32 protein-coding genes and 1 tRNA gene are annotated in these 26,570 nt (G+C 64.2%); 29 read left to right on the forward strand and 4 right to left on the reverse strand.

The genetic code is table 11. The features are described from left to right. The first annotated feature begins 42 nt into the window (after positions 1-42). From APY03_RS13110 to APY03_RS13235, 25 genes are all read left to right on the forward strand, one after another. Positions 43-690, forward strand: coding sequence for a hypothetical protein (locus APY03_RS13110; protein WP_102905551.1), 648 nt, complete (start codon positions 43-45; stop codon positions 688-690). Between the two features lie 21 nt (positions 691-711). Beyond that, positions 712-900, forward strand: a complete 189-nt coding sequence (locus APY03_RS13115; protein WP_068677480.1) for a hypothetical protein — start codon at positions 712-714, stop codon at positions 898-900. Beyond that, positions 897-3,251 carry a cell envelope integrity protein TolA gene (locus tag APY03_RS13120; RefSeq protein WP_068677482.1) on the forward strand — a complete coding sequence of 785 codons (2,355 nt, stop codon included), beginning with the start codon at positions 897-899 and terminating at the stop codon, positions 3,249-3,251. The genes APY03_RS13115 and APY03_RS13120 overlap by 4 nt, the downstream gene beginning before the upstream one ends. 9 nt (positions 3,252-3,260) lie before the next feature. Then, entirely contained in the window at positions 3,261-3,725 is a 465-nt protein-coding gene (locus APY03_RS13125) for a hypothetical protein (RefSeq protein ID WP_083944325.1), read from the forward strand. A gap of 4 nt (positions 3,726-3,729) precedes the next feature. Next, on the forward strand, positions 3,730-4,095 hold the full coding sequence (locus tag APY03_RS13130) for a hypothetical protein (RefSeq protein WP_068677484.1): 366 nt from the start codon (positions 3,730-3,732) through the stop codon (positions 4,093-4,095). Between the two features lies 1 nt (position 4,096). Next, complete coding sequence (locus APY03_RS13135) at positions 4,097-5,536, forward strand: hypothetical protein (protein ID WP_068677486.1); 1,440 nt, start codon at positions 4,097-4,099, stop codon at positions 5,534-5,536. A 13-nt stretch (positions 5,537-5,549) separates the two neighbouring features. Then, positions 5,550-5,858 (forward strand): hypothetical protein, encoded by a 309-nt coding sequence (locus tag APY03_RS13140; RefSeq protein ID WP_068677488.1) that lies wholly within the window; start codon positions 5,550-5,552, stop codon positions 5,856-5,858. A gap of 108 nt (positions 5,859-5,966) precedes the next feature. Beyond that, positions 5,967-6,971, forward strand: a complete 1,005-nt coding sequence (locus APY03_RS13150; protein WP_157103403.1) for a hypothetical protein — start codon at positions 5,967-5,969, stop codon at positions 6,969-6,971. A gap of 10 nt (positions 6,972-6,981) precedes the next feature. Next, positions 6,982-7,950 carry an SU10 major capsid protein gene (locus tag APY03_RS13155; RefSeq protein ID WP_068677495.1) on the forward strand — a complete coding sequence of 323 codons (969 nt, stop codon included), beginning with the start codon at positions 6,982-6,984 and terminating at the stop codon, positions 7,948-7,950. An 88-nt stretch (positions 7,951-8,038) separates the two neighbouring features. After that, positions 8,039-8,356 (forward strand): hypothetical protein, encoded by a 318-nt coding sequence (locus APY03_RS13160; protein WP_068677497.1) that lies wholly within the window; start codon positions 8,039-8,041, stop codon positions 8,354-8,356. A gap of 4 nt (positions 8,357-8,360) precedes the next feature. Continuing rightward, the gene (locus tag APY03_RS13165) at positions 8,361-8,960 is read left to right on the forward strand and encodes a phage adaptor protein (RefSeq protein WP_068677499.1); all 600 of its coding nucleotides are present in this window, start codon (positions 8,361-8,363) and stop codon (positions 8,958-8,960) included. Next, positions 8,960-10,420, forward strand: a complete 1,461-nt coding sequence (locus APY03_RS13170) for a hypothetical protein (RefSeq protein WP_068677501.1) — start codon at positions 8,960-8,962, stop codon at positions 10,418-10,420. The genes APY03_RS13165 and APY03_RS13170 overlap by 1 nt, the downstream gene beginning before the upstream one ends. Next, positions 10,417-11,406, forward strand: a complete 990-nt coding sequence (locus APY03_RS13175) for a tail fiber domain-containing protein (RefSeq protein WP_068677503.1) — start codon at positions 10,417-10,419, stop codon at positions 11,404-11,406. The genes APY03_RS13170 and APY03_RS13175 overlap by 4 nt, the downstream gene beginning before the upstream one ends. 2 nt (positions 11,407-11,408) lie before the next feature. Next, positions 11,409-12,134, forward strand: coding sequence for a hypothetical protein (locus tag APY03_RS13180; RefSeq protein ID WP_068677505.1), 726 nt, complete (start codon positions 11,409-11,411; stop codon positions 12,132-12,134). Beyond that, a complete protein-coding gene (locus APY03_RS41415) occupies positions 12,131-12,511 on the forward strand; it encodes a cupin domain-containing protein (RefSeq protein WP_068677507.1) in 381 nt (126 codons plus the stop codon). The genes APY03_RS13180 and APY03_RS41415 overlap by 4 nt, the downstream gene beginning before the upstream one ends. Further along, positions 12,508-13,047 carry an aspartyl/asparaginyl beta-hydroxylase domain-containing protein gene (locus tag APY03_RS13190; protein WP_068677509.1) on the forward strand — a complete coding sequence of 180 codons (540 nt, stop codon included), beginning with the start codon at positions 12,508-12,510 and terminating at the stop codon, positions 13,045-13,047. Before APY03_RS41415 ends, APY03_RS13190 begins: the two co-directional genes overlap by 4 nt. Positions 13,048-13,099: 52 nt before the next feature. Continuing rightward, positions 13,100-13,813, forward strand: a complete 714-nt coding sequence (locus tag APY03_RS13195) for a hypothetical protein (protein ID WP_146039393.1) — start codon at positions 13,100-13,102, stop codon at positions 13,811-13,813. A gap of 10 nt (positions 13,814-13,823) precedes the next feature. Then, positions 13,824-15,620 carry a hypothetical protein gene (locus tag APY03_RS13200; protein WP_068677513.1) on the forward strand — a complete coding sequence of 599 codons (1,797 nt, stop codon included), beginning with the start codon at positions 13,824-13,826 and terminating at the stop codon, positions 15,618-15,620. Continuing rightward, complete coding sequence (locus tag APY03_RS13205) at positions 15,620-18,184, forward strand: hypothetical protein (RefSeq protein WP_068677514.1); 2,565 nt, start codon at positions 15,620-15,622, stop codon at positions 18,182-18,184. Before APY03_RS13200 ends, APY03_RS13205 begins: the two co-directional genes overlap by 1 nt. 197 nt (positions 18,185-18,381) lie before the next feature. Beyond that, the gene (locus tag APY03_RS13210; protein WP_068677517.1) at positions 18,382-19,170 is read left to right on the forward strand and encodes a hypothetical protein; all 789 of its coding nucleotides are present in this window, start codon (positions 18,382-18,384) and stop codon (positions 19,168-19,170) included. A gap of 14 nt (positions 19,171-19,184) precedes the next feature. Next, positions 19,185-19,415 (forward strand): hypothetical protein, encoded by a 231-nt coding sequence (locus APY03_RS13215; RefSeq protein ID WP_068677519.1) that lies wholly within the window; start codon positions 19,185-19,187, stop codon positions 19,413-19,415. Next, a complete protein-coding gene (locus APY03_RS13220; RefSeq protein WP_068677521.1) occupies positions 19,412-19,642 on the forward strand; it encodes a hypothetical protein in 231 nt (76 codons plus the stop codon). Before APY03_RS13215 ends, APY03_RS13220 begins: the two co-directional genes overlap by 4 nt. 8 nt (positions 19,643-19,650) lie before the next feature. Next, positions 19,651-20,142 (forward strand): hypothetical protein, encoded by a 492-nt coding sequence (locus APY03_RS13225; RefSeq protein ID WP_068677523.1) that lies wholly within the window; start codon positions 19,651-19,653, stop codon positions 20,140-20,142. Next, complete coding sequence (locus APY03_RS13230) at positions 20,135-20,698, forward strand: hypothetical protein (protein WP_068677525.1); 564 nt, start codon at positions 20,135-20,137, stop codon at positions 20,696-20,698. The genes APY03_RS13225 and APY03_RS13230 overlap by 8 nt, the downstream gene beginning before the upstream one ends. A gap of 89 nt (positions 20,699-20,787) precedes the next feature. Continuing rightward, positions 20,788-21,270, forward strand: a complete 483-nt coding sequence (locus tag APY03_RS13235; RefSeq protein WP_068677527.1) for an effector-associated constant component EACC1 — start codon at positions 20,788-20,790, stop codon at positions 21,268-21,270. A gap of 11 nt (positions 21,271-21,281) precedes the next feature. Here the strand turns inward: APY03_RS13235 and APY03_RS13240 are convergent, their stop codons facing one another. Further along, positions 21,282-21,536: a hypothetical protein gene (locus APY03_RS13240; RefSeq protein ID WP_068677529.1), complete on the reverse strand. Its 255-nt coding sequence runs from the start codon at positions 21,534-21,536 to the stop codon at positions 21,282-21,284. A gap of 63 nt (positions 21,537-21,599) precedes the next feature. On the opposite strand from APY03_RS13240, the gene APY03_RS13245 reads away from it, so the two are divergent. Together APY03_RS13245 and APY03_RS13250 are read left to right on the forward strand one after the other, a co-directional pair. Beyond that, positions 21,600-22,376, forward strand: a complete 777-nt coding sequence (locus tag APY03_RS13245; RefSeq protein WP_068677531.1) for an SOS response-associated peptidase — start codon at positions 21,600-21,602, stop codon at positions 22,374-22,376. Positions 22,377-22,421: 45 nt separating this feature from the next. After that, on the forward strand, positions 22,422-22,697 hold the full coding sequence (locus APY03_RS13250) for a hypothetical protein (RefSeq protein WP_068677533.1): 276 nt from the start codon (positions 22,422-22,424) through the stop codon (positions 22,695-22,697). 551 nt (positions 22,698-23,248) lie between these two features. Here the strand turns inward: APY03_RS13250 and APY03_RS13255 are convergent. After that, positions 23,249-23,428, reverse strand: coding sequence for a DUF3606 domain-containing protein (locus tag APY03_RS13255; protein ID WP_068677534.1), 180 nt, complete (start codon positions 23,426-23,428; stop codon positions 23,249-23,251). A 346-nt stretch (positions 23,429-23,774) separates the two neighbouring features. On the opposite strand from APY03_RS13255, the gene APY03_RS40165 reads away from it, so the two are divergent. Together APY03_RS40165 and APY03_RS41420 are read left to right on the forward strand one after the other, a co-directional pair. Then, a complete protein-coding gene (locus APY03_RS40165; RefSeq protein WP_083944328.1) occupies positions 23,775-24,542 on the forward strand; it encodes a TIGR04255 family protein in 768 nt (255 codons plus the stop codon). Position 24,543: 1 nt separating this feature from the next. After that, on the forward strand, positions 24,544-25,041 hold the full coding sequence (locus APY03_RS41420; RefSeq protein WP_146039392.1) for a hypothetical protein: 498 nt from the start codon (positions 24,544-24,546) through the stop codon (positions 25,039-25,041). A gap of 498 nt (positions 25,042-25,539) precedes the next feature. On the opposite strand, the gene APY03_RS13260 is transcribed toward APY03_RS41420, so the two are convergent. After that, complete coding sequence (locus APY03_RS13260) at positions 25,540-25,887, reverse strand: hypothetical protein (RefSeq protein ID WP_232324248.1); 348 nt, start codon at positions 25,885-25,887, stop codon at positions 25,540-25,542. Positions 25,888-26,480: 593 nt separating this feature from the next. After that, a tRNA-Arg gene (locus APY03_RS13265) sits at positions 26,481-26,555 on the reverse strand. Between the last annotated feature and the right edge of the window lie 15 nt (positions 26,556-26,570).

The following is a 26,570-nucleotide window of genomic DNA, read 5'->3' on the forward strand; positions in this document are numbered from 1 at the left end:
CGCCCGCTTGGCGGCAAGGTGACTTGGCCAGACGCATACGGAGTGATCTCGCTGGAGCTCTGCGAGGCGGCCAAGATCCGCGAAGTGGCGGTGATCGCCAGTGCGCCGGTGATCTGGGGCGTGGACGTTGCTCGCTTCGGCGACGACAGCTCGGCGCTGGCGAAGCGCAAGGGCAATCACCAGCTCGCGCCGGTGGAGGAGTGGTGGGGCAAGGACACCATGCAGACCGCCGGCCTGATCAAAGCCGAGTGGGACAAGACGCCCGAATCGGAGCGCCCGGTCTCCATCAATGTCGACGTGATCGGCATCGGTGCTGGCGTGGTCGACCGCCTCAAAGAGCTGGGCCTGCCAGTCAACGGCGTCAACGTGGCCGAGGCCGAGGCGGTGAACGCCAAGGCCGACCGTCAGTTCAACCGGTTGCGCGATGAGCTCTGGTGGAAGGGTCGCGAATGGCTGGAGGCGAAAGACTGCCACCTGGCCGACGACGAAGAGACGATCGCCGAGCTGACCGTTCCCACCTATTCGGTTCTGAGTAACGGCCTGATCAAGGTAGAGGGTAAGCCGGAGCTCAAGGCGCGAGGCGTGAAGAGCCCGAACCGGGCGGATGCCTGGCTTCTGACCTTCGCCGAGCTCGGCGCCCCGCCGCGCCCCCCGAAACCGCTCAAGCAGCGCAATCGAGTCCTCGCCTGACGGCGCAGAAAGGAAAGAACCATGGCAACTCGCAAGACCAGCGCCCCCGAATCGAAGCCCCAGGGCGACGTGCCGGCCGCTGACGAAGCGGTACTGTCCGAGACGTACACCTACCCGGACGGCTCTGCAGTCCGTGGCCGCCCGCCGTGGCCCGAACTGTCGCCCATCGAGCGCAACCGCGCCGAGGCAGAGGGTAAGGCCGCAGCGTGAGCGAGAAGATGGACGACACGCAGCTGCTGAGCTACCTGCAGCTGCTCGAAGAGGACGCAGCCGACTACACGTTCGGCCAGCTCGCGTCCGATCGCCGGAAGGCGACTCTCGAGTATTTCCGTCGTCCATACGGGAACGAGGAGGACGGTTGGTCGCAGGTGGTGACCAGCGATGTCCAGGACACCATCGAATGGCTGCTGCCCGAGCTGCTGAAGATCTTCATCAGCTCCGAAGACGCTGTCGTGTTCGATCCGACGCGCGAGGCCGAGGTGAAGGGCGCCCAGCAGGCGACCGATGCCTGCAACTACGTGTTCTACAAGCAGAACAGCGGCTTTCTCGTGCTGTACACGGCGTTCAAAGACGCCTTGATGTACAAGAACTGCGCGATTCACTGGCGGAAAGAGACGGTCCGCAGCAAAGAGACCATCCCTGTCCGCGGCGCGACCGAGCTGACGCTTGCCGCGACCATGCAGGAAGGTGACGAGATCGAGGGCATCGAAACGGTGCCATCGCCCTTGATCGACCCTGCCACCGGGCAGCCAGCCATCGGCCCGGACGGTCAGCCGATGATGCAGACGCTGCTGAATGCCAAGATCGCGCGCATCACCGAACGCCAGGTCATCAAGGTTGATGCGTTCGAGCCCGAGTGCCTGCTGGTGAAGCGCGACTGGACCAGCCCGCTCCTGCATGACTGCCCCTACGTCGCCCGCAACATGCTGGTGACACTGTCCGATCTGCACGTCATGGGCTACAAGGACGTGACTGCCGAAGAGTTGGCCGGCAGCGCGGAGCCTGGCAATGCCGCCGATTCTCTCGATCGTCGCGACCGCACTGGCCGGTCGAACGAGGACGTGACGGAAGCCCAGAGCAGCGCGAGCGACGACGAAAGCCTGTCGACTGGCTGGCTGCGCATCGAGTGGGTGCTGGTTGACGCTGATGGTGATGGAATCGCCGAGCGGCGCGAGATCTGGCGGCTGAAGGACAAGATCCTCAGCAGCGAGGAATGCAGCCAGGTTCCGGTTGCCACCGGCTCGCCGATCCTCGTACAGCATCGCGTGATCGGTCAAAGCATCTGGGAGATCGTCAGCGACCTGCAGAAGCTGCGCACCGACCTGACGCGTGGCGTCGTGAACAATGCGTCCCTCGCGAACAACCCGCGCAAGACGGTGATGGTCGACAGCCACGGCGCGCCGATGGCCAGCATCGAGGACTTGCTGGACGGCCGGCCCGGCGGGGTGGTGCAGACCTGGGGCGAGAACGCTATTGGCGTGGAGGCAACGCCCTACGTCGGCAACCAGATGCAGCCGCTGCTGGCCTACGTGGACGAGATGCGCGAGCAGCGCACCGGCCTGACCAAGCAGCGCATGGGAATCGACCCGAACGCGCTGCGCGGCGACCGCACGCTGGGCGAAACCCAAATCATCGACGACGCCTCGAAGCAGCGCACCGAACTGATCGCGCGCATGTTCGCTGAGGTGCTGGTGAAGCCGGTATTCCAGGGCATCCTGAAGCTGCTGACCGAAGGCGGCATGGAAAAGATCGCCTTCAAGCTGCGCGGCGAGTTCGTGGAGCTCGATCCGAATGAATGGCGCGACAGCTACGACATGACGATCAATGTCGGCCTGGGCACGGGCGACAAGAAGGGCCAGATGGCTGTGCTCAACGGCGTCAAGCAGACGCAGCTGCAGCTCGCGCAGTCTCCGCTGGGCCCGATGATGGTCACTCCGAAGCAGATCTACAACACGAACGCGAAGATGCTGGACCTCAGTGGCTTCAAGAACGTGGGCGACTACCTGACCGACCCGGGCGACGCAAAGCTGCCCGAGAAGCAAGAGGGCCCGCCGCCGCAGGTGATGGTCAAGCAGATGGAACTGCAGGCCGAGTCGCAGCGCTTCCAGGCCGAGACCGCCCGGGATATGCGCAAGCTCGAGCTCGAAGACCAGCGCGCCACACGCGCGGCCGAGGCGCAGAACGCCGTACAGCTGGCCAACGACGAACGCGATGCACAGCGCCAGCGGGAAAAGGACGCGGCGGACGAACGTATCGAGCTGGCCAAGATCGAGGCCGCACGCGAGAAGGTCCTGGCAGACAACCGAACGAAGATCATCGTCGCGCGCATCGCGCACCCGGAGGGCGTGCCGCCCAACGTCGAGTTCACCCCGGAAGGGGACGCCGTCGAAGTGGACCCGATGGAACCTGTGATGCAGGCCCTGGGCTATGTCGCCGACATGGTGACAGCGCCGAAGAGCATCGTTCGCGACGAGAACGGCCGGCCTGTCGGCGTGCAGCACGGTCAACAGATGCGCCCGATCGTGCGCGATGAAAACGGCCGCGTCGTCGGCTTGCAATAAGGAGGCCACATGCCTGCAGGTGTATTCGTCTTCCCCGATCTGGCGAAGCTCAATCTTTTCAACGCGACCAACCTCCTGAACGCCACTGCCGCGAACTGGCGGCTGGCTCTGGTGGCGTCAGGCTGGACGCCGAACAACACCACGGATGAACTGTGGGCGGCTGCCTCGGGGAACGAGATCGCGAACGGCCAGGGCTACTCCACCGGCGGCATTGCGCTGACCAGCGTTGCCCTGACCCAGACGGGCGGTGTCGTGAAGTTCACCAGTGCTGCTGCGGTGTGGAACGCGACCGGCACCGGCATTCCTGCCTGGCGCCGCGGTGTCGTGTACTACCTCGGCACGCTGAACGGCAAGGTGAACCCGATGCTGGGCCACTTCCTAGGCGACTCGGCGCCGGCCGACGTGCCGCTGACGACTGCCGGCAACCCGCTGACCGTCACTCCGCACGCGAACGGCATTCTGTCGGCAACCTGAGTCCATGGCCGTCTTCCTGTCCCGGGCGTCGCAGCAGTACGCGGCCCGGGTGAACCCCTATGCGGTGTCGGCAACGATCCCGGCCGGCCTAGTGAACCCTGTCCGCGCGATCAAGGTCACGATCTCGCACGCCGACGGCGCACCCTGGCCCGCTGGCCCGATCGCAGAGGTCACGCTGACCGGCCCGGACGGAAGCACGCAGGGGTTCACGTTCTCGGGCGGGCAAGAGGTCTTCCGCGATGAGAAGCGCAACTTTCGGTCCTGCATGTGGGAGATCCAGGAGGGGGAGCCTTTCCCGCCAGGCGCCTACTTGCTGGCCTTCAAGGTGCTCCAGACCGTCACGGCCGGGGTGCTGATCGAGAGGTTCTGAAATGGCGATCACCTATCAGGTCGTCAAGGTCACTGGCTCGGGCGTCACGGGCATCACGTCGAGCGGGATTGTCACGAGCGGCGCGCCGGCTATCACGGTGTCGTCGAGCTCGGATTCCGGCATAACGATCAACACGCCGACAGACAGCAAGAGCAACGCCTACGGCACGGCCAAAGCGAATCTGACGCAGGGCGGCACGCGCCTGGCGGTGTGGGAGAAAGATAGCGCGGCTACAGGCAGCGGGCACACGGTCAACATCACCTATAGCGGCTCGACCTACCCTGTTGCCTTTGTGGTGGTCGCCAAAGGTGCAGCAGCTGCAGCCTATGACGCGAGCTCGCTCAATGCTGGCGTGAGCGGCAGCGGCAATCCCTTCTCGCGGCCGACGCTGGGGCAGGTGCAGGCGCTGAACGGCATCTTGACCTTCATCGGGACGGACGCCGGCACGATTAGCGCGTTCACGAACAGCAACGCAGGTTTCAACGTCACGGAGGAGACGGACACCGGGCAATTCTGGTGCGCCGCTGTTGGCACGCAGAACGTGAACACGACTGCGGCCGTCCCATCAGCGTGGACGGTGGCGCCTGGTGCGTCGAACGGAATCACGGTCTCGTTCGCGCTCAAGGAAGCGGCGGGCGGCGGTGGCACTGCGCTAGATCCCGGGGCTGGCAGCGTTGCTATTTCCGGCCACGCGCCGACCATCGCGCAGCCGAAGAGCCTTGCCCCTGGCGCCGGTGCGCTGGCCCTGACCGGCTTTGCGCCGACGATCGGGCAGCCGCATTCGCTTGCGCCAGGTGCGGTGGCTCTCACGCTGACCGGGCATGCGCCGACGGTTTCGCAATCGCTCTCGGTGCAGCCGGGCGCGGGTTCGTTGGCGCTGACGGGGTATGCGCCGAGCATTGGACAGCCGCACGGCGTTGCTCCGGGCTCCGGGTCTATCGCGATCATGGGCTATGCACCCACCGTCACGCAATCGGGCGCACAGAGCGTGCTGCCAGGTGCCGGCGCGATCGTGTTGAGCGGGCATGCGCCGACAGTCACGCAGGGAACCACGCTGCCGCCGCGCCTGGGTGGATTTGAGGCGGGCGGCGCTCGAGAAGTGTCCTTCAAGCCCCTGATGCAACGCATCCTGGAGGCGAGGAACGAAAAGCGCGTGAAGCCGGCGAAGGAGCGGGCAGCGAAGCGCGCCAAGGTGATCGAGGTTCAGGCCGCGCAGGTGGCGCTGGAGGATGGCGGCGAAGCCCAGTTCCGGGCGCTGATGCAGCAGTGGCTCGCGCAACGTCCGGTGATCCCGGCAGGGTCGGGCCTTGAGGCTCAGCTCGCCTTCATGGCACAGGTGGCCTTTCGCATACAGCAGATGCAGGCCGAAGAGCAGGCGCGGGCAGTGCTTGCCGCCCATATCGACGAAGAAGAGGCGCTGATTGCGCTGTTGCTCGCATGACGGAAGGCAGAACGTGAAGAAGACGGAACAACAGATTGCGACGCTCGGCGTCGAAGCCCGCTTGGTCCTCGACAGCCCGGCGTTCGATGAGGCGTTCGAGCGGATGGACGCGACCATCATGAACGCGCTGCGCAAGGCCGACATGCGCGACGCGGAAGGGCAACGGCTCTTGCTGCAGCAGCTCAAGCTGGTCGACCGAATCAAGGTCACGCTGCGCGGAATGATCGAACACGGCAAATTGGCGCAGGCCAAGATCGATGCCGATGACATACGCGACGAGTCCCGCCTGCGGCGCGGCTTGCGCCAGGTCACCGGGCGCTGATTTCCGGGCGTACACCCGCCCCATCTGGGCTCCGCAGTGATGCGTCCCTCCCTATGTCTTCCCCCTGGTGTCTCGCGGGGGAGGTCGAAGCTAGAAAGTTAAATCACCATGCCTGGACAAGCCGATTCGGCCCCTGCGACTGTGGATGATCTGGCGAGTTTCCTGGTCGAAAACCCCGAGGCCGACCAATCAGGAACCTCCCGACGCGATGCGGAACTCGACGAACAGCCGGACAACTCCGAAATCGATGAAAACCCGGACGACGAGCCGGAAGAAGACCCCGACAAACCCGAGGACGACCCGGAAGATCCGGAAGTCGACCCCGAGGACGAGCCTGAAAAAGGTCGACAAGGTCTTAAGTTCAAAGTCCCTGTCAAAGGCGAAGACGGGGCCGACACCACGATCGAGGTGGACGAAAAGGAACTCATCGCCGGGTATCAGCGCCATGCGGACTACACCCGCAAGACGCAGGAGCTCGGCAATCGGGAACGCGAGGCAGTGCAAGCGGTTTCCAAGAGGCTCGACGAGGGCCGGAACTACTACCTGCAGCAGGCGACGCTGGCACACGACGCCATCCAGCAACTCGCGGGCCTGAAAAGTGAAGCCGAAATGGCGCAACTGGCGGTGACCGACAAAGCCGCCTGGATCGAAGAGAGCGCGCGCTCTACAGCCGTGAAAAACGTGCTGCAGCAGCTGCGCTACGGCATGGAGCTCGAGAAGAACCAAGCCGAGCAGGAGGCGCGACAGCAAGCTGAGGTATCTGTGCAGCAAGCCTGGGGCACGCTGCGCAAGGAAGGCATCAACAGCACCGCCGACCTGGGGGAAATCTTCAAGGGAATCATCTCGAAGTACGGCGTTCCCGCCGAGCGCTTCAAGAAGATCACCGATCCCTCTCTCGTGCTGATCATGCGCGACGCCATGGCGTTTCACGAACTGCAAAACAAGGCGAAGACGACGGTGAAGCAAAAGGTGCAGAACGCGCCGAAGCTGCCGCCCCAACGCCAGAGTGTGCCGAAGGGCGAAAAGGTCAACAAGGCGGTCTCGCAGCGGTTCAAAACCGGCCGCGCGAAGGTCGACGACCTTGCCGCATTTCTGTCTGCAAACAACATCTGAGGAGCCGTAGATGGCACAGCCAGCAAACCTATTCGACCGGTATGACGTGAACAACTCCGTTCGCGAAGACCTGGTCGACAAGATCTACAACGTCGATCCCGAAGACGTTCCCATCACGACCAACTTCGGCCGTGGCACCGCGACCAACACCTTGCACGAGTGGCAGCGCGACGCGCTCGCCGCGGCGAACAAGGACAACGCGGCAATCGACGGTGACGACTTCGCGGCCGAGGCCCTGACCGGCACCGATCGCGTGGGCAACTACTGCCAGATCTTCACCAAGCGCCCGGCGGTCAGCCGTCGCGCCAACGTCGTCAAGAAGGCCGGCCAGAGCAAGTCGATGGCCTACCAGAAGGCGAAGAAGATGAAGGAGATCAAGCGCGACATCGAGGCGATGGTGCTTTCGTCCAACGCTGCGGTCGCCGGCTCCTCGTCGGTTGCGTCGAAGTCGGGCGGCCTGGGCGTGCTGATCTACAGCAACGTGTCCCACGGCGCGGGCGGCTCGACCACGGCCCACACCTCGGGCGCACCGCTGACGGCTCCGGTCGCCGGCACCGCCCGCACGTTCACCGAGGCACTGCTGAAGACCGTTGCACAGGCCGCCTACACGGCGTCTGGCCAGGTGCCCCCGCAGGCGGTCATGTCGCCCAGCCACAAGGTCACCTTCTCCGGCTTCACGGGTATCGCGGTCAACCGCTACCAGGTGGGCAAGAAGGAGCAGGGCCGGATCGTCGGCGGCGCGGACGTGTACATGAGCGACTTCGGCGAGATCGAGATCGTTCCGCACTACATCATGCAGGGTTCGTCGACCGTGTTCCTGGTCAACCCCGAACATGGTGAGCTGTCGTTCCTCGACGGCTTCCGCACCGAGGAAATGGGCAAGACCGGCGACAGCGAGAAGGTGCTCGTGACCGCCGACGTGACGCTCACGGTCGACGCCGAGAAGGCAATGGGCAAGATCGCCGATCTGACCCCGTAATCAGCGCTCGCGCGCATCGAAGGGCCTCCCTCACCGGAGGCCCTTTTTCTTTCAAGGCATCGCTGAGAAGCGACCCGGAGGTGAAGCCATGGGCTATGAGGAAAACGTCACTGTCGACGAGGGCACGAACGCACAGGGTGTGCGTACGCAACTGCACTTCGAAGGCGATTCCCTGATCGTCCAGCGTTCGTACGACGCGGAGCCGCACCTGCAGTACGCGCGCGCGGCGCGCGAGTCCACGGAGGGCATGCGTTGGGGCGAAGGGCGGCTGGTGGGCCACATCCCGCCGGCCGAGTACGCGCGGTTCCTGCTGATCCGCGACAACACGCAGCGCAAGAACGCCATCAAGGCCTGGCTGCGCGAAAACAGCCAGTTCGTCATGTTCGAGAAGTACCTGAAGTGCTGAGCTCATGACGATCTCGAACTACACCGACCTGCAGACTGCTGTGTCGGCCTGGGCAGCGCGCGGCGACTCAACAGTGGTCGGACGCGTCCCCGACTTCATCCGCCTGGCGGAGGAGCGGATCTGGCAGCGCGTGCGCGTGTCATGGGGCATCGCGTCCGACACGCTGACGATCGTTGCCGGGCAGAACTGGGTGGCGCTACCCGATGATTGGCTGGCCTTCAAGCGCATCCGCAGCGCCACCGAGCCGCGGATCGAATACATGGCGCCTGATGCGCTGGAAGACCTCGCGCCATGCGGCAATCCGCGTGCGTACAGCCTGGAAGGCGGCCGGCTGCTCTATGGCCAGACGCCGTCGGCTGACCTCGTGCTGGACGTCAAGTACTACCAGCACCCGGGGCTGCTTGAGATCGCCCCGACGAACTGGTTGCTCACGAGGGCGCCGAGCGTCTACCTGTATGCCTCGCTGCTTGAGGCCGCGATCTTCGTCAAAAACCCGGACAAGGTCGCCGAGTTCGGCTCGCTGCTCGACAAGGCGATCAACGGGCTCAAGGGTGCCGATGAGGCCGCGCAGATCAGCGGCTCGCGCCTGAGGATGCAGCGCTGATGGACAAGCTGCTTGGCTTCGCGCCGGATGTGGACCCGAACACGCCCGGGATCTTCACCGACTGCGCCAACATCATTCCCACGGAGACCGGTTTTGCCGGTGCGCCGACCGGGGCGACTGCGAATGTCGCGGCTCTGGCGGCCGAGTGCCGCGGCGCAGTGATCATCACCAAGCTCGACGAGACGCGGCGGATCTTCGCCGGCACGCAGACCAAGCTGTACGAACTGCTCAGCACCACCTGGACCGACCGCAGCGCCGGGGGCGGCAGCTACACGGGCAGCGTTGATTCTCGGTGGAGCTTCTGCCAGTTCGGCGACACCACGATCGCGTCGAACCTGGTGGACACCATGCAGAGCTCGACGACGGGTGCTTTCGCGGCCATCGCGACCGCTCCGCGCGCCAAGATCGTCGTCAGCGCCTCGAACAATTTCGTCATTGCGTTCAACACGAACGACGGCACCTTCGGCGTGTCGCCGGACCGCTGGTGGTGCTGCGCGCAGGGCAATCAGACCGACTGGACGCCGAGCGTTGCGACCGGCGCCACCACGGGCCGCCTTGTGGCGGTGCCGGGCGGCATCCAGGCTGCTGCAGGCCTGGGCGACTACGTGATTGCCTACAAGACCCGCGGCATCTTCTTGGGCCAGTTCGTCGGCTCGGCTTCGGGCACCTGGCAATGGACGCTTGTGCCTGGCTCGAACGACTGCGGCGCTGTGGGGCTGGATGCGGTGTGCGACATCGGCGGGGCTCACTTTATCGTCGGCGAGGACGATTTCTGGCTCTTCGACAGCACTCGGCCGGTGTCGATCGGCGATGAGGTGCGCGTCTGGTTCCGGCGCAACAGCTCGCAAACCTACCGGTACAGGACCCGCGTGTCTTTCGACCGGCAGCGGCAGCTTGTCTGGGTCAGCTTCGCCTCGACTGGCAGCTTAGGCGCGCTCGACAGGGTGCTGGTCTACAACGTGAAGACGAAGCGCTGGGGCCGCTCCGACTTCGTGTCCGAGGCCGCGCTGAGCTTCACGGCGCCAGGCACCACGATTGACGGACTGAACGTCTATTCGAGCTCGATCGATGGCCTGCCGCCCGTCCCGTTCGATTCGCAGTACTGGCTCTCGGGCGGTCGCGCGTTCGCCTACTTCAACGCGAGTCATCAGCTCGTCGTGAACAGCGGCGTGTGCGGCGCCTCAAGCTACACGACGGGCGACTACGGCGACGACGACCTGGTATTGCTGCTCGACCGGGTCCGTGTTCGCTTCACGCAGTCGCCCACCAGCGCGTCGGCCAGCGGCTTCTTCAAGTTCAACGAGGGCGATGCACTTGCCGCGGGCCCGACTGAGCAGATGTACGACGGCGGCTTCGATGTCTGGCAGTCCGGGCGTTTCCACCGTGTGCGCTTCGACTTCATGGGCGATCACCATGAGACCGCCCACAAGCTGCCGCTGCGGCCGGATGGTGCCCGATGAAGAAGATCGGACAGGAGCCGCGCCTTGCGCCTGGGGCAGGCCTCTACGCTTCGCTCGTGGCGTGGGCTCGCGAGGTGGCGCTGGCGATCAATACGAACGTCGATGCCTTGTCGGGCTTCACGGTAGCGCGCAGTGGCGGGAATGGGACGGCGGCAACGATCGCGCCTGTCAACGGCGGCGACGGCGACGCGGTGCTGATCCTCAACAAGGTAGGCGCCGCGCAGAGCGTCGCGATCAATGCCTACCGTGCGGGCGTGCTGCGCTGGCAGCTGCTGCTCGGCAACTCGTCGGCCGAGAGCGGGGCGAATGCAGGGTCTGACGCCAACCTGACCTTTTTTAGCGATGCTGGCGCCGGACTCGGCTCGATCGACTTCCGCCGCTCGGATGGGCGCATAGGTACTCCGGGCGACATCGTCAGCTCTCGCAGCCTGCAGGCGGGCGGAGTGTATGGGCTGCAGGTCAACGGCGCTTTCGCCGACGGCGGGAATTTCGCAAGCCAGGTGCTGCAGACCAATCCGAGCTGGGACACCATTTCTTTCCAGGGCTACCACGTACCTGGCGTGTGGGCCGGCTGCCGCTGGATCCTCGGCTCGACCTCGCCCGCAGTCTTCGAGATGCGCAACAACGGCACCGGCTACTCGGTGGGCGGCTGGGTGGCGACCTCGGATGGCCGAGTGAAGATCAATCGGAAACCACTCGGCGACGTTCTCTCGTGGATCGATGAGGTGATCCCCTGCGAGTACGACCGGACCGACGTGAAGAACCTCGATGACTCGCCCGTGCACCGCGCCGGCTTCATCGCCGACCACTTCGAGCCGCACGCGCCCACGCTGGTCCTGCGGGACAAGGCGACCGACGACAACCCGGACCCGATCCGCTCACTGGATTACGACGGCGCGGGCGCCTACCTCTGGCGGGCCGTGCAGCAGCTCAAGGCCGAGCTCGCCGAAGCGCGAGCCGAAATCCAATCTCTGAAGGGGAACTGACCATGGCAGAAGTCGCAAACTGGGGCCTGGGGGATGCGAATCCCTTCCTGGGCAAGAACAACCCCAACCTGCAATCGATCATCGACCTGACGACCCGGGACATGGTCGAAAACTACGGCAGGACCGTGCTGCCGGCGTCCAACGCCGCAATGATCAAGTCGGGAAGCTTCGGCAACTCGGGGCTGCAGGAGCTGGAGCGCGCCAACGCTGAAGGGCTGCAACGCAACATCGGCGACGCCGCAAGCAAGCTGCGCTTCAACGACTACAGCCAGCAGCGACAGATGTTCCAGTGGGACCAAGGCGCGCAAGAGGGCAAGCGCCAGTTCGACGAAGGCACGCGCCGCTACGAACAGAACTTCGACCGTGACGTGTTCAACGACGGCTACACGCAGAACATGGGGAACCTGCAGGCAGGCATGGGCCTGATCGACTGGATAGGCGGGCGCAATGCGACCGACATCAGCAACTCGACGACCCGGCAGAACACGCCGCTCAACTACCTCACGCAGTTCACCAACATGGCGAACGGCGTCGGGAATGGCTTCGGCACGTCCACCACCACGCAAGGCACGTCGAGCAACCCGCTTGCCACGGCGATGGGCGGCGCGCAGCTCGGGTCGAAGTGGTGGAACAGCAATGGCGGCTCGGGCTCGAGTTCGGGCGGCTGGGACTGGGGCGGCGCGGACAGCTCGGGCTGGAACGGCGACACGGGGACTTGGTTCGCATGATCGCGGCCCTCATCGGCGGTGCCGGCCCTGGCGCCGCGGCAGCTGTGCTGAAGGATGCGGATCTTGCAAAGGCGGGCGTCGGCGTGGCGCACTTCTTCGGCGGCGGAGCCTACGTGAAGGAGACCGAGATCCCGGCCGGCGCAGCCCTGGCGCAGCACGCCCATGATCACGATCACCTGTCGTACTTGGTCAGCGGCGAGGTGAGGCTCGAAGTTGAAGGCCATGCTTCGCCGATGTGGCTGCGTGGGCCATGCGCGATCGAAGTGAAGGCCGGCAGGACCCATGCTGTGCACGCGGTCACCGATGCGGTCTGGCTGTGCATCTGGGCGACCGATTGCACCGATCCCGAGCGGGTCGACGAGGTGCTGCTGGGGTGAGCCACATCAAACTTCTATGGCAGGGGCTCAATGTGGCGCCGCTGCGGGCAGCGCTCGCCGAGCATCCCGAGCTCTGGGACCAGCGCACCGAGCGCACCGCGCCCGAAGGCTCTCCGCACCACGGGCTTTCGGACATCTGGGCTCGCTTTGCCGATCCCGCCACGATGCAGGCCGACGGCGCGCATGACAGCGTCTGGTACAGGCCGGCCGACGTGCTGCCGGTGCGCGACATCGTGTTTCCGCTGATGGCTGCCGTGCGTGGCGAGCGCCTTGGCGGTGTGCTCATCACACGCATCAAGCCTGGCCAGGTCTGCAAGCCGCATACCGACCCGGGCTGGCACGCGCGGTACTACGACAAGTTCGCGGTGCAGATCGAGGCCGCGCCCGAACAGGCTTTTCATTTCGAGGGCGAGTCGCTGGTGACGTGCCCTGGTGATGTCTTCTGGTTCGACAACGCTTACACGCACTGGGTCACGAACGACAGCCAGCGCGACCGCATCACCATGATCGTCTGCATTCGGACGGAAAGGAACTGATATGCCCTGGGGAGCAGCAATCGGCGCCGGCATTTCACTGCTAGGCGATGAAATGAAGAGCGACAAGAACGGCGGCGCCGGCACGAAGTCGAGCAGCAGCGAGCCCTGGCTGGCGGCGCAGCCGTGGCTGATGCAGAACCTCGCCCAAGGGCAGGCGATGCAGAGCCAAATGCTCGCGAACCCCTTCAGCTCACAGCAGGACGCCGCCTACGACAACCAGTTCGCGCTCAGCGACTATGGGCGCACGCTCGTGCCGTCCTTGCTCGACCAGCTCGGCGGGCAGCCGGTTGGCTTCGACAAGAACAACCGCAGCGCGCGCCCGAAAGCATGGGACTGGAAGGCGACGGCTGAAGGACTGGGCCAGCGCCCGATTGCAGACGTCACCGATCCTGTCCCAGCTCCCAAGACCGACGAACGCAAGTTCGTGCAGCAGGACATGGGGTACACGCCGCAACAGCAGTACCTGCTCGACTCGGGGCGTTCGCCCTGGCTGATGGGCGAGACGCAGATGTCGCTCGGCGCCGGCAACCGTGGAAACGGGAGCTATGGCGCCTACACCTACGGCGACACGCCGAAGCCCGGTACGCAGGCCTATCGCGACATGCAAGAGTTCTTCCTGATGGGTGGCAACGACCCGATGAACCTGTCTCAGTTCGGCGTCAAGCGGTTCGCCAGCCCTGGCGGGCTGATGGGCAACAGCGGCAACAGCGTAGGCGGCTCGGCAGCGGCTGATGGCTCTGGCGGCGGCGGCCCTGGTGCTTTCTAAGGGGTGAACGATGGCAGGCCTATTTGATTTTCTCGAGTCCGACGATGCGGCGCTTGGCCTCGGTCTGCTCGCTGCAGGCGGCCCTTCCACGTTTCCGCTGGGGTTTGGCCAGCGCCTGGCCTCGGGCATCGACTACGCGCGCCAGCGCAAGGACTCGACCGAGGATCGGCGTTTCAAGCGCTCGCTGATGCAGTCGCAGATCGACGAGAACACGAGCCAGGCAGAGGCGCGCAAGGCCGCGACCCTGAAGGCGCAGCAGCAAGCCGATTTCGACCGCATGTTCATCTTCGGCGATGGCGCCGCGGGAGGTGGCGGCTCGATGGCGTCGGCCGGGGCTGGTAGCGCGCCGGCTTCTGGCGGTGGCGGCGCGCCCTTCGGGGGCATGACGGCACGGCAGATCTCGGAACGCTACGGCATCCCGCTCGACCAAGTGGTTGCCGACTGGCGCTTCAATGGCGGCAAGAAGCTGTCCGAGTTCATCGATTCGCGCAGCAAACCCGATTGGACGGTGGTCAACGGGTATCGCTTCAACAAGAACGACCCGGGCTCGACTACCGGCTTCATGCCGGGCATCTCAACCTCGGCCAACGGGCAGACCACGGTTACCGGCGTCGATCCACGCTCCGGCCAGCCCTATGCGTACGCGGCGCCCGGCTCGATTGATGCGGCCGGCGCGTTCGTCGAAGCACAGGAGCGGGCAAAGGCGCCCTACACGCCCGGCAAGGGCCGGATTGGCGCGAATGGCCGGCCGGAGCCGACATCGGTCGCCGAGGATCTTGGCATCGCCCGCGCGCCTGCGCCGGTGCTCCCTGGCCGGCCCCTCGGCGTGCCTGCGCCTGGCCGCCAGTTCAATTCGCCGGGGCTTGCGGGTGGCAGCACCGCAAATGCTGCAGCTGGGCAAGTCGAGATCCTGTCTGCGGAGCTTGGCAAGGCTGGCCAGGAGCTGCAACGCGCACAACAGTCCGGTGATCCTGCGGCCGTGCAGAGGGCTCAGTCCGACCTGGCCGGCCTGGCTCGGGAACTCCAGCGCCTTCCGGGCGGCGCGCAGGTGCTGGCGCAACTCACGCAGGGCGGGCAGGCCGGCGCGGCTCCGGGAATCCCTGCAGTCACGGCTGCGGCTCTCCCGGGCCGTCCTCTGGGTGCGCCTGCTGCCGCTCCTGCGCCTGATGCGACGGGCATTGGCGTTGCAGGTGGTACGGACTTCAGCCCGCGCGAGAAGACCGCGCAAGAGGCGGAGCGCGTGCGCAGCGTCGAGCAGATCAAGGCCGACATCGTGCCAAAAGCCGAAAAGCAGAAGGCCCTGAACGCCGGCAACGATGCGCTTCGGACCATCGACAAGGCGCTCACCCATCCCGGCCTGAAAGAGGCGACCGGCCTGCAAGGCACGCTCGACCCTCGCAACTACGTGCCGGGCACCGATGCATGGAACTTCGCGCAGGTGCGCAGCCAGCTCAAGGGCCAGACCTTCCTGCAGGCGTACAACAGCCTGAAGGGCGGCGGCGCGATCACCGAGGTGGAGGGCGCCAAGGCCGAGAACGCGATTGCACGCCTGGACAAGGCGCAGAGCACCGAAGAGTTCACCGCGGCGCTGAAGGATCTGCGCGACGTGGTCGACCGCGGGCTCAAGCTGACGCGAGGCGAGCAGGTGCCGGATGCCCCGTTGCCGAACAACCCTGGCGGCAAGGGGAAAAGGCAAGTTTTCGAAAACCTGCCGAACCCGTCCCAGTTCAAGGGCCGATCGGTGCGCGACACCGCTACCGGCAAGACGATGATCTCTGACGGCATCACCTGGAAGGCGGCGAACTGATGGCCTACGAACTGATCGATGACGCCAGCCCCGCGCCCGCGCGCTGGGAACTGGTGGACGAACCGCCGCGGTCCAGCACGGTCAAGAAGATCGGCACGGCTGCGATTCCGCTCATCGGCCCGACCTTGTCCGCGCTCGGCATCGAAGTCGATCCCGTCGGATTCGCAAAGGGCCTGCCCAGCGGCGCCGCCGACATCGGGAACACGATCCTGACCGGGTTGACGAAGGCCAACGAGAAGGCGGCCGAGTTCCTGCCTGATTCCATCGTAGAGGATCGCTGGAAGAAGAAGGGGCAACTGTCCGCCTTGATCACAGGAACCCCCGCGCAGAGCGATGCAGGACGTGCCAACGCGGATCGCGAGGCCTCGCTGAAGCAGTTCAACGAGGAAAATGCCAGCCCGTCCTTCAGCGCCGGGCGGCTCACGGCCAACATCGCAGGGACTGCGGGCACTGGCGCGGCGCTGGGCGGCACCGTGCGCGCGGTGGTTCCGCGCCTGGCGCCGCTCGCAGAATCGCTCGCATCGAGCGGGTTCCGCACTGGGGTAGTGCCGGCGACGAAGACCGGACGGCTGCTGAACCTCGGCACGCGGGCCCTGGGCGGCGGCATCACGGGTGCGGCTTCGGCCGGTCTCGTGAACCCCGATGACGCCGGCATGGGCGGTCTGGTGGGCGCTGCGCTCCCGCCTGGCTTCCTGGCGTTCGCCAAGGGCGGCGACATGCTCGCGTCCGGCCTGCGCCGGTCCTTCGCGCCGCAGATCGCCAAGGATGCCCGGACCATCGTCGACGCTGCTGGGTTTCAGGCGAGCGAACTGCCGGCCGTGCGCGCAGCACTCACGCAGCAGGGCCCCAGCATCGTGCAGGCGGCCCCCACGGCGCCGCAGATCCTGCAGAACCCCGGTGTGAGCCAGCTCGCGCGCACGTTGCGCAACTCGGGCGACACGCACCTCCTCACGGCTTCGCAAGCGCAGGACGCGGCTCGATTGGACGCGCTGAACAGGATTTCGCCTGTGACCGGCACAGTGCAGCAGTCGGCTGAGAACTTCGGCAACGCGCTCGGTCCGGAGGTTCGTGCTGCAGACGAAGCTGCGCGCGTCCGCACCGCCGCCGCGTTCGACGCCGTGGACCCGTTCGACGAAACGCGCTTCCTCCTCCCGATCCCGCAGATGGAGGCGGCACAGCAGCGCTTCATGGGCCGCGGCACCTTCAACGGCGGCGCCAATGCCACTCGCGCGATCGACACCGCACGCGACATCGGCGAGGAGACGCTGGAAGCTGTGGCGCCCTCGGCCGTGCCAGGCGTGCGCCGGCAGGGCCAAGACATCGTCCAGGCAATCAAGAGCCTCGGCGGCATCAAGCAGGATTCCAAGGGGGCTCAACTGCTCGCCGGTGAGATCCGCGACCTGAAGCAGACCGGCAACATGCGCTCGATCATCCAGAACGGTCGTGGGCAGTCGCCCGACACGTTGGCTGAGGCGATGCACGCGCAGGGCTTCCTCCCGGATGCTGACCCCGCCACGCTTATGAACGTCCTACGCGAGCACGCGATGGGCAACAAGGTCTATTCCGTAGCCGCCGATCGGGGTAACACCTTCCGCGCTGGCCTTGAGAGTGCGATGGGCGACGCGCCTGGCGCCACAACGCTACCCAAGCCGGTGCCGTTCCGCGAGGTGCAGAACCTCCGGAGCTCGATCGGCGAGGCGCATGCAGAGGCGCAGGCCAAGGGTCGCACGCGGGAGGCCGCCGCGCTGGATCAGATGCGCCGCGACATCGATGCCGCCGTGGACAACGTTGCAGCCGGCAACGGCCAGAGCGCCGAGAACTTCCCTGGAGACATCGTCAACCAGTGGCGCCAGGCGCTTGCGATCCATCAGGACCGCATGCAGCGCTTTCGCACGGGCCCGCAGGCCTCGATCTTCCGGCAGGGGGGCGACGGTCAACCGGCTGCGCAGGGCGGCGAGCTGGCGCCGAAGTTCTTCAGCCCGCGCGGTTCGCAGGCGGATGACATGGCCGCATTCGGTCGTGTCGCATCGCCAGAGACCACGGGGCTCCTCAAGAACTACGCGGTGACGGATGCGGCGGCCCAGACCAATGCCGCAGGCGCGCTCACGAACGCCAAGTTCAATCGCTGGTTGGCCGCGCGCAGCGGCGCAGTCAATGGCTTGTTCGACGATGGTGAGCGTGCCACGTTGAGCGGCGTAGGCCGGGACCTGGCGCGTGCGGATGCCGCGGACAACCTCGGCCGGGCCACTGGCTCGAACACGGCGCAGAACGTGCAGAACGCGCTGAGCCTGGGTCTGCTCGACAACCCTTTGGTTAACGGCATCGCAAGCCGGACGCCTGTCATTGGCCGCTTCACCGGCCCCATGCTGGACGCGCTGCGGCAGTCCGCCAAGCGTGGGAAGGTGGACCGCCTCGGCACGATGCTGGCTGATCCCGAAGAGCTCGCGCGTGCGATCGAGGCCTATCAGCGTGTGAGCGCCGGCCGGCCGCTTGGCCTTGCTGGCACCTCGGCGCTTACTCCTCTTCTTTCACGCGCCGCGCCTCTGTTAGTGACCGGCCAGTGATGAGCCGGTACACGAAGCTCACGACGAACGCCAGAACGCAAAGGCCGATTGCCTTCCAGATCAGGAATTCAGTGAACAGTCCATCCATCGGCGCATTCTAGGGCGCGCCCTCTGAAAGACCCTGCAAGCACGCTTCCACGCGCTTTCCCAACCTGAAACCCGCTTCGGCGGGTTTTCGCATTTCTGGAGCTTCCTTCATGGCAGTAACCACCACCCTTGCAGCCTGCAGCACGAACCCGGCCCTCAACGGCCCGGACGGCAGCGACCTCCCATCCACGCTAGACGACGCGATCCGCTACGCGCTGAGCTTCATCGCACAGCTGCGCGACGGCGCTGGCGTTGCGGTCGGGACCATGGTCCGGGCGCCGACCCTGAACGCGCCGCCAGGCTACCTGAAGATGAACGGCCAAGTCGTGAGCCGCACCACCTATGCCGCGCTTTGGGCCTTCGCTGCGGCCTCGGGCTGCATCACGACCGAGGCTATCTGGGGGGCCGGCACCACATGGCAGGGGCAGTTCTCGACAGGCGACGGCGTCTCAAACTTTCGCGTGCCGGATCTTCGCGGCCTGTTTCTGCGGAACTTGGATGAGTCCCGCGGCTTCGACCCCGGTCGCGCCATTGGAGCTTTTCAGGATCACGAGAACGTCATTCACGGCCACGGCTACACCGACCCCACGCACGCTCACGGTGTCTCCGACCCGGGCCACGGGCACAGCGCCTCGGCGGACATCCAGGGCTCGCACACGCACGCCTACAACGCTTCGCAGAACACGTTGTCTCTCGGGCCAGGCGCTGCAACAGCGGCCCTGATGACGGGCCCTTCTGGCACCAGCGCGGACGGCGCGCACAGCCACAACATCTCAATCGGTCCCAACGGCACCGGGATTGCCATCTTCGCTTCTGGGGTCGGGATCACGATCCACAACAGCGGCGGCGCCGATGGCCGGCCGCGAAACATCGCGTTTCCCTACTACATCAAGTACTGAGAGAGGCGCCGCGCATGTACGTCTTCAGCTATCACGCCCAAACGCGCCACTTCACAGGAGGCATCCCCGCGGATTTCGACCAGCTCGAACCCGGCAAGCTCCAGTGTCCCGCGTTCGCAACGCGCATCGCGCCGCCGAAGTTCGATGCGGCGAAGGAGCTGCCCTTCCATGTGCCGGACCCCAAAGACTTGGAGGGCGGCCGGTGGGAGCTTCGCCCAATCGAAGGCGAGGAGGGCGGCGAATGAAGCAGGAAATCAAGGACATCGCCGTCGAACTCGCGGTGCGCACAGCGCCTGCTGGCGGCATCGCGTGGTACTCGCAGATCAGCTGGACTGCATTCCTTACTGGGGTGCTGGTGGTGCTGCAGATCGTCTACCTGGTTCGCAAGTGGTGGCGCGAAGAAACCGAGTGGGGACTACGCATCAAGCGTTGGGCCGAGGGGCAATTCACCAAGCCTGGCGATCTCTCGTAGGGGGCAAGATGGAACTAACCGAAGTGATCGCCCGAATCTTGAATCCGGGCCTCGCGATGCTGCCGCTCGCCATGGACAGTTTGAAGGCACGCGTGCAGCTCCTGGCGATGACCCTGCAGGAAGACCCTCGGCAACTGCGCCGGCAGATGGGCAACGGGCCCGCGCGCGGCCTGTGGCAGTTCGAGAGCGGCGGCGGTGTCAAGGGGGTGATGAACCACCACGCCACAACCGGCCACGCGCACCGACTCTGCGCCGAGCGCGGAGTGCCCTGGGACGCTTGGGCCATCTGGGCGAAGCTGGAGACCGACGACTTGTTGGCCTGCGGCTTCGCGCGGCTGCTGCTGTATTCCGACCCGAAGCCGCTGCCTGCGGTAAACGATGCCGATGGGGGCTGGGATCTCTACATGAGGACTTGGCGCCCGGGACGACCGCACCCGGAGAAGTGGCCGGGCAATCATGCAACTGCGCGCCGCGCGATGGGAGTGCTCGACCATGGCTGACTTCGACTGGAAGAAGCTGGTCGCTGGTATAGCACCGGTGCTTGGGACCGCACTCGGCGGCCCGCTGGTAGGCGCAGCAGTTGCGGAGCTTGGCGCAGCCCTGCTAGGGAATCGAGACGCCACCGAGGATGACTTGGCGGCTGCGCTGTCCACTGGCCGGCTCGGGCCCGAGCAGATCGTCGCAATCAAGCAGGCCGCCAACGCGCTGGCCATCCGCATGCGCGAGCTCGACATCGATGTGCTGAAGATCAACCAAGCGGCCGAGGACGCTTACCTGAAGGACGTGCAGGACGCGCGAGCTCGGCAGGTGGCCACTCGCGACCCGACACCGCAGGTGATCCTGTTCGTGCTATTCCTGCTCTGGGCCGGCACGTTCTCCGCGTTCTACTTCGGGACGCTCCCGGCCGACGACTTCGTCAGGGCGCTGATCGTGCGGGCCTATGCGACTGTCGAGACCGGTCTGACGGGCGCCATCGCCTACTTCATTGGCTCCAGCCGGGGCAGCAAGGCGAGTGGGGACGCGGTGCGCAAGATTGCCGAGCAGGCCGGAAAGTAGCGGGCAGCCGCATGTGGGGTTGACTTCGGTTCTCAGGAACGCGAAAAGTGGTGCGGCGCGGCGGTTTGCCGCACTCAAGAGGGTGAACCATGGCCAAGGAAGAGCAGATCACGATTCGATACGCTGGCAAGAACGAGCCGAGCGCTGCCGAACTCGGTCTTGAGAAGTTCAAGATTTCTGAGGTAGGAGAACAGTTCACCTATGGCGGTCGTAAGCCCGGGCCTGGCGAGGTCTACGGCGCGATCACGGTGGCGCTTGTGGCCGCCGGTGCCGGGGTGATTGGCGCTGCGATCACTGGCTTGTGCACCTACCTTTCGGGGCGCAACGCTCAAAAAGTGTCGATTACAGGGGCGAACGGGCGATCGATTGAGTTTCCGATGCATGCCTCCCAGGAGCAGGTGAAGGCGATGATCAAACTGGCGATGGCCATGGACAAACCTGAGATTTACTTAGGCTCTCTCGACGATCTCGACCGGGAGAGGCGGCGCAGAGCGGCTAATGAGGAGGAGGAGCGGAAGAGGCAGTCCGTGCAGCGTGATGAAAGCGGGGACGGCCAAGACTGGTTCCCTTGAAGACCGCGCGTCTAGTCGGCGAGGATTTCGCAGTTCCACTCCTGCAGCACCCAAGCCGACTCATGCTTCTCAACGCCAACGATCCGCAGTTCGTTGGCGAACACCGATTTGACCTTCGCGTCATACAACCTCGGGCCGTGGTCAGCCAAATAGATGTAGGTGACGCCCTGCTCGTCTCCCTTGTTGCTGGCGCGGCTGCTCAGCAGCGTGCCCTCGAACTGGCGTGGCTTCTGATTCCAGGTGAGCCAGCACCCGGCGTTGCGCATCAGGGATACTCGAACTCTCATACTGTGTTTGCATCCAGTATAGTTTGTCGCAGAATCTCGCGGATGTGCAATCGATACGAGAGCCCGGAGATCAAGGAAATCGAACGGTTTTGGCACATTGGCGCGCGCCAAGCGCCGCTGTGGGTGCGCGACATCTTTCCCAGAGCACCCGGGCCCTTCGTCCGGCGCCGCCGCGACGCCGTGGGCTACGAGCGCGAACTTGCGGTGGGGCAATGGGGCCTGATCCCCTGGTTCGCCAAGGAGCCGAAGCTCAAGTACCCGACGAACAACGCCCGTAGCGAGGAGTTGGCCGAAAAGGCCAGCTACAAGGACCCGTGGAAGCGTGGCCAGCGCTGCATCATCCCTGCCGCAAGCTTCGATGAGCCGTACTGGGGCCAGCACGACCGGCCGTTCCCGCGCTGCGAGTGGTGGCGCTTCCGGCGCGCCGATGGCGAGCCCTGGGGCCTGGCAGGCCTCTGGAACGTCTGGGTCGACAAGGCAACGGGCGATGAGTTCGAAAGCTACACCATGCTGACGCTCAACGCCGACGGACACCCGCTGATGGGCCGCATGCATAAGCCTGAGGTGGACCCTGCGACGAAGCAGGTGCTGCCGCTCGAGCGCCAGGACAAGCGGTCGGTGGTCCCGATCGAGGCCGCCGACTTCGATCAGTGGCTGGAGGGCACCGTCGAGCAGGCGCAGCAGCTGCTCAAGCTTGCGCCGGCCGAGATCTTCGACGCCGCCCCGGCGCCGCCAGACCCGCCGCGGCAGCCGAAGCCCAAACCGGCGCGCGCCCAGCCGAAGGAGCCGCCAGCGGCCGAGGAGCCGACGCTCTTCTAGCGCGCAGCCGAAGGTGCCGAGCCTTAGGAGCTGCAAAATGCTCCCATGCCAGCAACACCTGAAGAGTTCGAGCGGCTCATCGATGCTTTCGACAATGCACATGCCCCCGTCGCGCGCGCCATGGCGGATCTGCTGCTCCGCGGCAACGTGATCCTGGAAGAACACCAGATGCTCGAAGGCCCCATCGGCGATGCCTTTGAGGCGTTCGTCTTTAACATGCTTGCCGAGCAAGGGATCAGCAAAGAAGCGTTCGCTGAGACGCTGCGAGCCTTGGTCCGACTGCGCGACACCATAGACCACCTCGACCAGTTGCCGCCGTGACCATTCGGGAGGAGGGCGCATAACGAAGGGCCCTCCGCCAACTTTCGTTCGTCCGGAGGGTCCTCGCAGTCTCGGATTGCCGCGTAGGGTGTTGCCGAAACCGTACCCTATTCTGATTGAACGACTTGGCGCCGCAATCAGCCGAGCGCCATAGCTCGTGCTGCCGAAAGGGCGCGCCTGCGACCGTATAGCCCGGCCGCCACAGTCGTGTGGCCGAAGTCGCGGCGACGTTCTTTCGCAGCGTCGTGTTCGAATTTCCTGTTGAGAGCATCAACGTAAGAAAGGCGAGCACAACGCATGTGATCAGCGCACCGATGCCGAAGGCATACACGAGACCTAGGGTGACCAGCGGAGTCAAAAGAAGGGCGAGTGATCTAACCATGGCGCCATCATGAGCGCTGACCACGCATTACTTCATTTCGAACTCGAACTGACGCGGCGCGCACCCTTTCGTACTGGCGCCAGCCGCGAAGTAGGCTTGTCCGTTCCAGCAGCCGAGCCCTTGCGCAGCGGCGCCACGAGCCGCTCGGCCGAGATCGGAAGCTTTACCGTCACTTCGCCTTCAGGTACTCCCGAACCTTGTCGGCCTGGTTCCCCACCGCAGCGACCGCTTTGCGCAGTTCGTCCTCGGTGACGCCAAGCGACTGGGTCCAGTCCCTGACCTCGTAGTCCTGGTTCAGATTGATGCGGTTGCGGTCCTGGCCGCCCACCTTGGTCTTGTCGTCTGCCATGTAGTTCTCCTATACGTGCCAACAGATTGCCCTCAGCCGCTGTGCTCTGTGTAGGCGGCGTCCCGTTTCAGGCCATGGCTTCTTCGGATTGGGAAGGGCTGTGGCCAAGAGCGCACGGTCTCTGCGAGCTGGGCGTGTAGGAACACCAATCTCGTCAAGGCAAGCGAGTCAACGCGCGTCGCCGGCCGACCTCAACGCACGCCCGTTGAAGGAGTAGGCTTCATCTAGCCGGCGATGACGGAGCACGGATGATCCGCGCAAAAAGGCCGCGGCTAAGGGTCGCGTCTGCCATAGGCGAGATTTTGCGCAGGCTTTCTTGCTACAGTGCGCCACATGAGGAGCGAACGTGCCTGAACCCATCACCTTTGGAAAACCTCCGATCAACGAGGTTGTCTTAGGTCGCAACTTTCTGCATCGGCCGGACTTCTTAGCGCCGTATCACGGAATTTTCTGGGCCAAAATCCGCGACCGCTTTCCAAAAGTTGAGCATGTGCAGCCTATCTATGCGCCACACGAAATGCTTCAACTAAATCCGCTCAGTATGTTGCCGCGAGTGTGGTATGTCTCTCAGGACGAGGCGTTGCTTGTGCAGTTGCAACAGAATCGGTTCTACTACAACTGGCGTAGTCGACCCGGAGGCGGTGAGTATCCGCGTTTCCCCCAGCTACTTAAGGATAGTCAAGAGATCTGGGCAGTTCTCGACGATGTCGTAGGCGAATTAACGGGCATTAAATTGCAGACCATTGGTGGGGAAATCACCTATGTGAATTACATAGACGGCGAGCCTGGATCGGTTGCTGCAATCGCCCAAAATTCCTTGAGGGATTTCTTTTGGAATGAGGGAGATCGCTTTCTTCCTCCGCCAGCCGGATTTAATCGAAGCTTGACCTTTCCTTTGCCTGATGGTTCGAGCACCCTCGAAGTGGTACTTCAGCCAGCAAAAAATATGGCTACAAAGCAGGAGGCCATAAAGCTTGAGTTGGCTGTTCGAGGCCCCATTATAGAAGGTGAGACCTACGACAGGTGGATAGTAAAAGCACACGACTTTCTAGTCGCAGGATTCAAAGATCTAACTTCCTCGAATATGCACTCACTTTGGGAGCTAAGGTCCTGATATGACATATGAAACAGCACCAAGTTCATTCAAAGCAAGCGGTCTTTCTGATGCTCGCCGTGAGTGGAGTGGTCTTCGATTTAGCGATTCGACATTGTACGCGGCGGTAGGCGGAGATGCCGCAGACGTGACATCGCGCCAGTCAATCGAGCGAAAATTGATTGAGCTCGACTTGATGTTCTTTGAGGAGTGTTCTCGGCCTTTGGATGAGAACTCGCGTGAGGGGTTTGCTTGCTTCATGCAATACCAGCCCGCCGCCCGGATGCCGTCTCTCGGTGCAGAATCGGATGGGCGATTGGTGGCGACTTGGGAGATAGAAGGAAAATGTCTTTCGATTCGGTTTGCTGACCGATACGAGATTGATTTTGCAATTACGGTCAAATCGGGTGAGCAGTTAAAGAGAGATTGGGGAAAGAGCCAGATTGCTTTCTTTGTTGCCGATCACCGCTCGGCTGCTCAAATTATTTCTCGCGCTGCAAGTGCCGCTTCCAATTACTGATTCAGTTGCGCGAACATGTCGGGCTTCGCAATGCGACGGTGGAAAGCCTACAACGGCTGCATTCGAACTTCGCTATGGTGAGCAGGGCCACGAAGCCTCTGTTTCGGTAAATTGGCTAGAATTTCTTCATCCTGAGCCGGCGGAGTATTCAGCCAAGCTCGCAACGTTACGTACGTGGCTTTTAGCTCGCCCGCCAGGCGACGTAAAGCCTACGAAGCTCGGTGCGCTAGCAGTAGTGCCGGTCGCAGCCATCCAAGGCAAGGCGCTGACGGACGCTCAAGGCATCATGGACTGTTGCCATTCTCCGCGCTTTGACGGCGATCCGCATGCCTCGGTGACCCCTTCACCTGGCGTTGAGACGTGGCCTTTGCAGAGCGATGCCCCCGGGCGTTTGGCTGTCCAGCAGCTCCTGTACCTTGCCATGACCTATTGGGAACCCGGCAAGCTTGAAACTCAACAGCACCCCGCATAGCTAGCGCCGGGCATCGCGTACGGTGCTCAGGCGCGTCGTTTGGCTTGATCTCTACGCCACGGGTGCCCAGCGTCCGGGCCGCCCTGGAGCAGCTCGGCGGTGCGCTGCATCGGCGAAACGACTGGAGCGGGCAGCGGCGGCTTTGCCGCACTTCCCGGCAAGCGCTCTGACGTTTGACCTTCCACGAATGGCACGTCAAGTCCGCCCTTCAGCACCGCGGCGAGCTGAACTTCCACCCTGGCGGAATCGATGATGGCTTGCGACACGTCAACCCTGAGGCGATGACGACGAAGGTCAACCTTTTTACTCGTGTCACTTAGCTCTTCGAGCTGCCCGAACAGTTTCTCTCTGAGATCTGCAATTGTTCTCTGCATCATTGAGTTTTCGCTTGACCTTGTTTTGGAGGGCGATGACCTCTCGCAACTCTGGCGGATAGAGGGGGCGGAATCTGTTGCGCTCGATGTAGAAGGAGACGGGTCGTTGAATGCCCAGAGCGTGAATTCTCATGTTGACCGCTACTGAAGAGCGACCCAGTAGCGCTGAGATCTCCCGATCAGAAAACACGGGGGCGAGCTCATGCAACATGACAATCTCCTCAGCGGTCCATGGAGGCATGCGTGTTGCTGTAACGCCCAGCTTGCTTCGCTGCCTTGCCACACCATCGGCACTTCTGCCGATCAGGGCGCCCACTTCGGCATCCGAAAGTCCGTCCTCCTTCAGACGCAGAATCAGCGCTAGGTGCTCAGGTTTCCATGCGTTCGCAAGGAACTGGGTGGAGTAGCGGCTGCCGCAGAGAAGGGAGCAGCACCTCCCTCGACCGTCGGATGCTCGCCACTGAGGCAACCAAAATTGCTTGCCGCAAATGACGCAACTTCGCTGGACGAGGCCCGACGGGCGCGACGATTTCATTGAGTTGTCCCGAAGCCGTCCCGGTCAGCGGGAAACATAAACAAAATCAATACCTTACTGGTGCCCTCGACAGGAATCGAACCTGTATCTGAGTCTTAGGAGGACCCCGTTCTATCCATTGAACTACGAGGACTGAGGCGGCGGCGAC

Origin of the sequence: Variovorax sp. WDL1, from assembly GCF_001541225.1 — a bacterium.
In the GTDB taxonomy this organism is placed as follows: Bacteria; Pseudomonadota; Gammaproteobacteria; order Burkholderiales; family Burkholderiaceae_C; genus Variovorax.

Bases quoted from the DNA above. Each gene is read 5' to 3' on its own strand.
- APY03_RS13205 (WP_068677514.1), top strand. From the start codon at position 15,620: ATGGCCTACGAACTGATCGATGACGCCAGCCCCGCGCCCGCGCGCTGG.
- APY03_RS13130 (WP_068677484.1), top strand. From the start codon at position 3,730: ATGGCCGTCTTCCTGTCCCGGGCGTCGCAGCAGTACGCGGCCCGGGTG.
- APY03_RS13195 (WP_146039393.1), top strand. From the start codon at position 13,100: ATGAAGAGCGACAAGAACGGCGGCGCCGGCACGAAGTCGAGCAGCAGC.
- APY03_RS13215 (WP_068677519.1), top strand. From the start codon at position 19,185: ATGTACGTCTTCAGCTATCACGCCCAAACGCGCCACTTCACAGGAGGC.
- APY03_RS13165 (WP_068677499.1), top strand. From the start codon at position 8,361: ATGACGATCTCGAACTACACCGACCTGCAGACTGCTGTGTCGGCCTGG.
- APY03_RS13155 (WP_068677495.1), top strand. From the start codon at position 6,982: ATGGCACAGCCAGCAAACCTATTCGACCGGTATGACGTGAACAACTCC.
- APY03_RS13260 (WP_232324248.1), bottom strand. From the start codon at position 25,887: ATGCAGAGAACAATTGCAGATCTCAGAGAGAAACTGTTCGGGCAGCTC.
- APY03_RS13255 (WP_068677534.1), bottom strand. From the start codon at position 23,428: ATGGCAGACGACAAGACCAAGGTGGGCGGCCAGGACCGCAACCGCATC.
- APY03_RS13125 (WP_083944325.1), top strand. From the start codon at position 3,261: ATGCCTGCAGGTGTATTCGTCTTCCCCGATCTGGCGAAGCTCAATCTT.
- APY03_RS41420 (WP_146039392.1), top strand. From the start codon at position 24,544: ATGACATATGAAACAGCACCAAGTTCATTCAAAGCAAGCGGTCTTTCT.
- APY03_RS41415 (WP_068677507.1), top strand. From the start codon at position 12,131: ATGATCGCGGCCCTCATCGGCGGTGCCGGCCCTGGCGCCGCGGCAGCT.
- APY03_RS13115 (WP_068677480.1), top strand. From the start codon at position 712: ATGGCAACTCGCAAGACCAGCGCCCCCGAATCGAAGCCCCAGGGCGAC.
- APY03_RS13245 (WP_068677531.1), top strand. From the start codon at position 21,600: ATGTGCAATCGATACGAGAGCCCGGAGATCAAGGAAATCGAACGGTTT.
- APY03_RS13170 (WP_068677501.1), top strand. From the start codon at position 8,960: ATGGACAAGCTGCTTGGCTTCGCGCCGGATGTGGACCCGAACACGCCC.
- APY03_RS13160 (WP_068677497.1), top strand. From the start codon at position 8,039: ATGGGCTATGAGGAAAACGTCACTGTCGACGAGGGCACGAACGCACAG.
- APY03_RS13180 (WP_068677505.1), top strand. From the start codon at position 11,409: ATGGCAGAAGTCGCAAACTGGGGCCTGGGGGATGCGAATCCCTTCCTG.
- APY03_RS13200 (WP_068677513.1), top strand. From the start codon at position 13,824: ATGGCAGGCCTATTTGATTTTCTCGAGTCCGACGATGCGGCGCTTGGC.
- APY03_RS13240 (WP_068677529.1), bottom strand. From the start codon at position 21,536: ATGCGCAACGCCGGGTGCTGGCTCACCTGGAATCAGAAGCCACGCCAG.
- APY03_RS13135 (WP_068677486.1), top strand. From the start codon at position 4,097: ATGGCGATCACCTATCAGGTCGTCAAGGTCACTGGCTCGGGCGTCACG.
- APY03_RS13150 (WP_157103403.1), top strand. From the start codon at position 5,967: ATGCCTGGACAAGCCGATTCGGCCCCTGCGACTGTGGATGATCTGGCG.
- APY03_RS13175 (WP_068677503.1), top strand. From the start codon at position 10,417: ATGAAGAAGATCGGACAGGAGCCGCGCCTTGCGCCTGGGGCAGGCCTC.
- APY03_RS13220 (WP_068677521.1), top strand. From the start codon at position 19,412: ATGAAGCAGGAAATCAAGGACATCGCCGTCGAACTCGCGGTGCGCACA.
- APY03_RS13250 (WP_068677533.1), top strand. From the start codon at position 22,422: ATGCCAGCAACACCTGAAGAGTTCGAGCGGCTCATCGATGCTTTCGAC.
- APY03_RS13230 (WP_068677525.1), top strand. From the start codon at position 20,135: ATGGCTGACTTCGACTGGAAGAAGCTGGTCGCTGGTATAGCACCGGTG.
- APY03_RS13235 (WP_068677527.1), top strand. From the start codon at position 20,788: ATGGCCAAGGAAGAGCAGATCACGATTCGATACGCTGGCAAGAACGAG.
- APY03_RS13210 (WP_068677517.1), top strand. From the start codon at position 18,382: ATGGCAGTAACCACCACCCTTGCAGCCTGCAGCACGAACCCGGCCCTC.
- APY03_RS13225 (WP_068677523.1), top strand. From the start codon at position 19,651: ATGGAACTAACCGAAGTGATCGCCCGAATCTTGAATCCGGGCCTCGCG.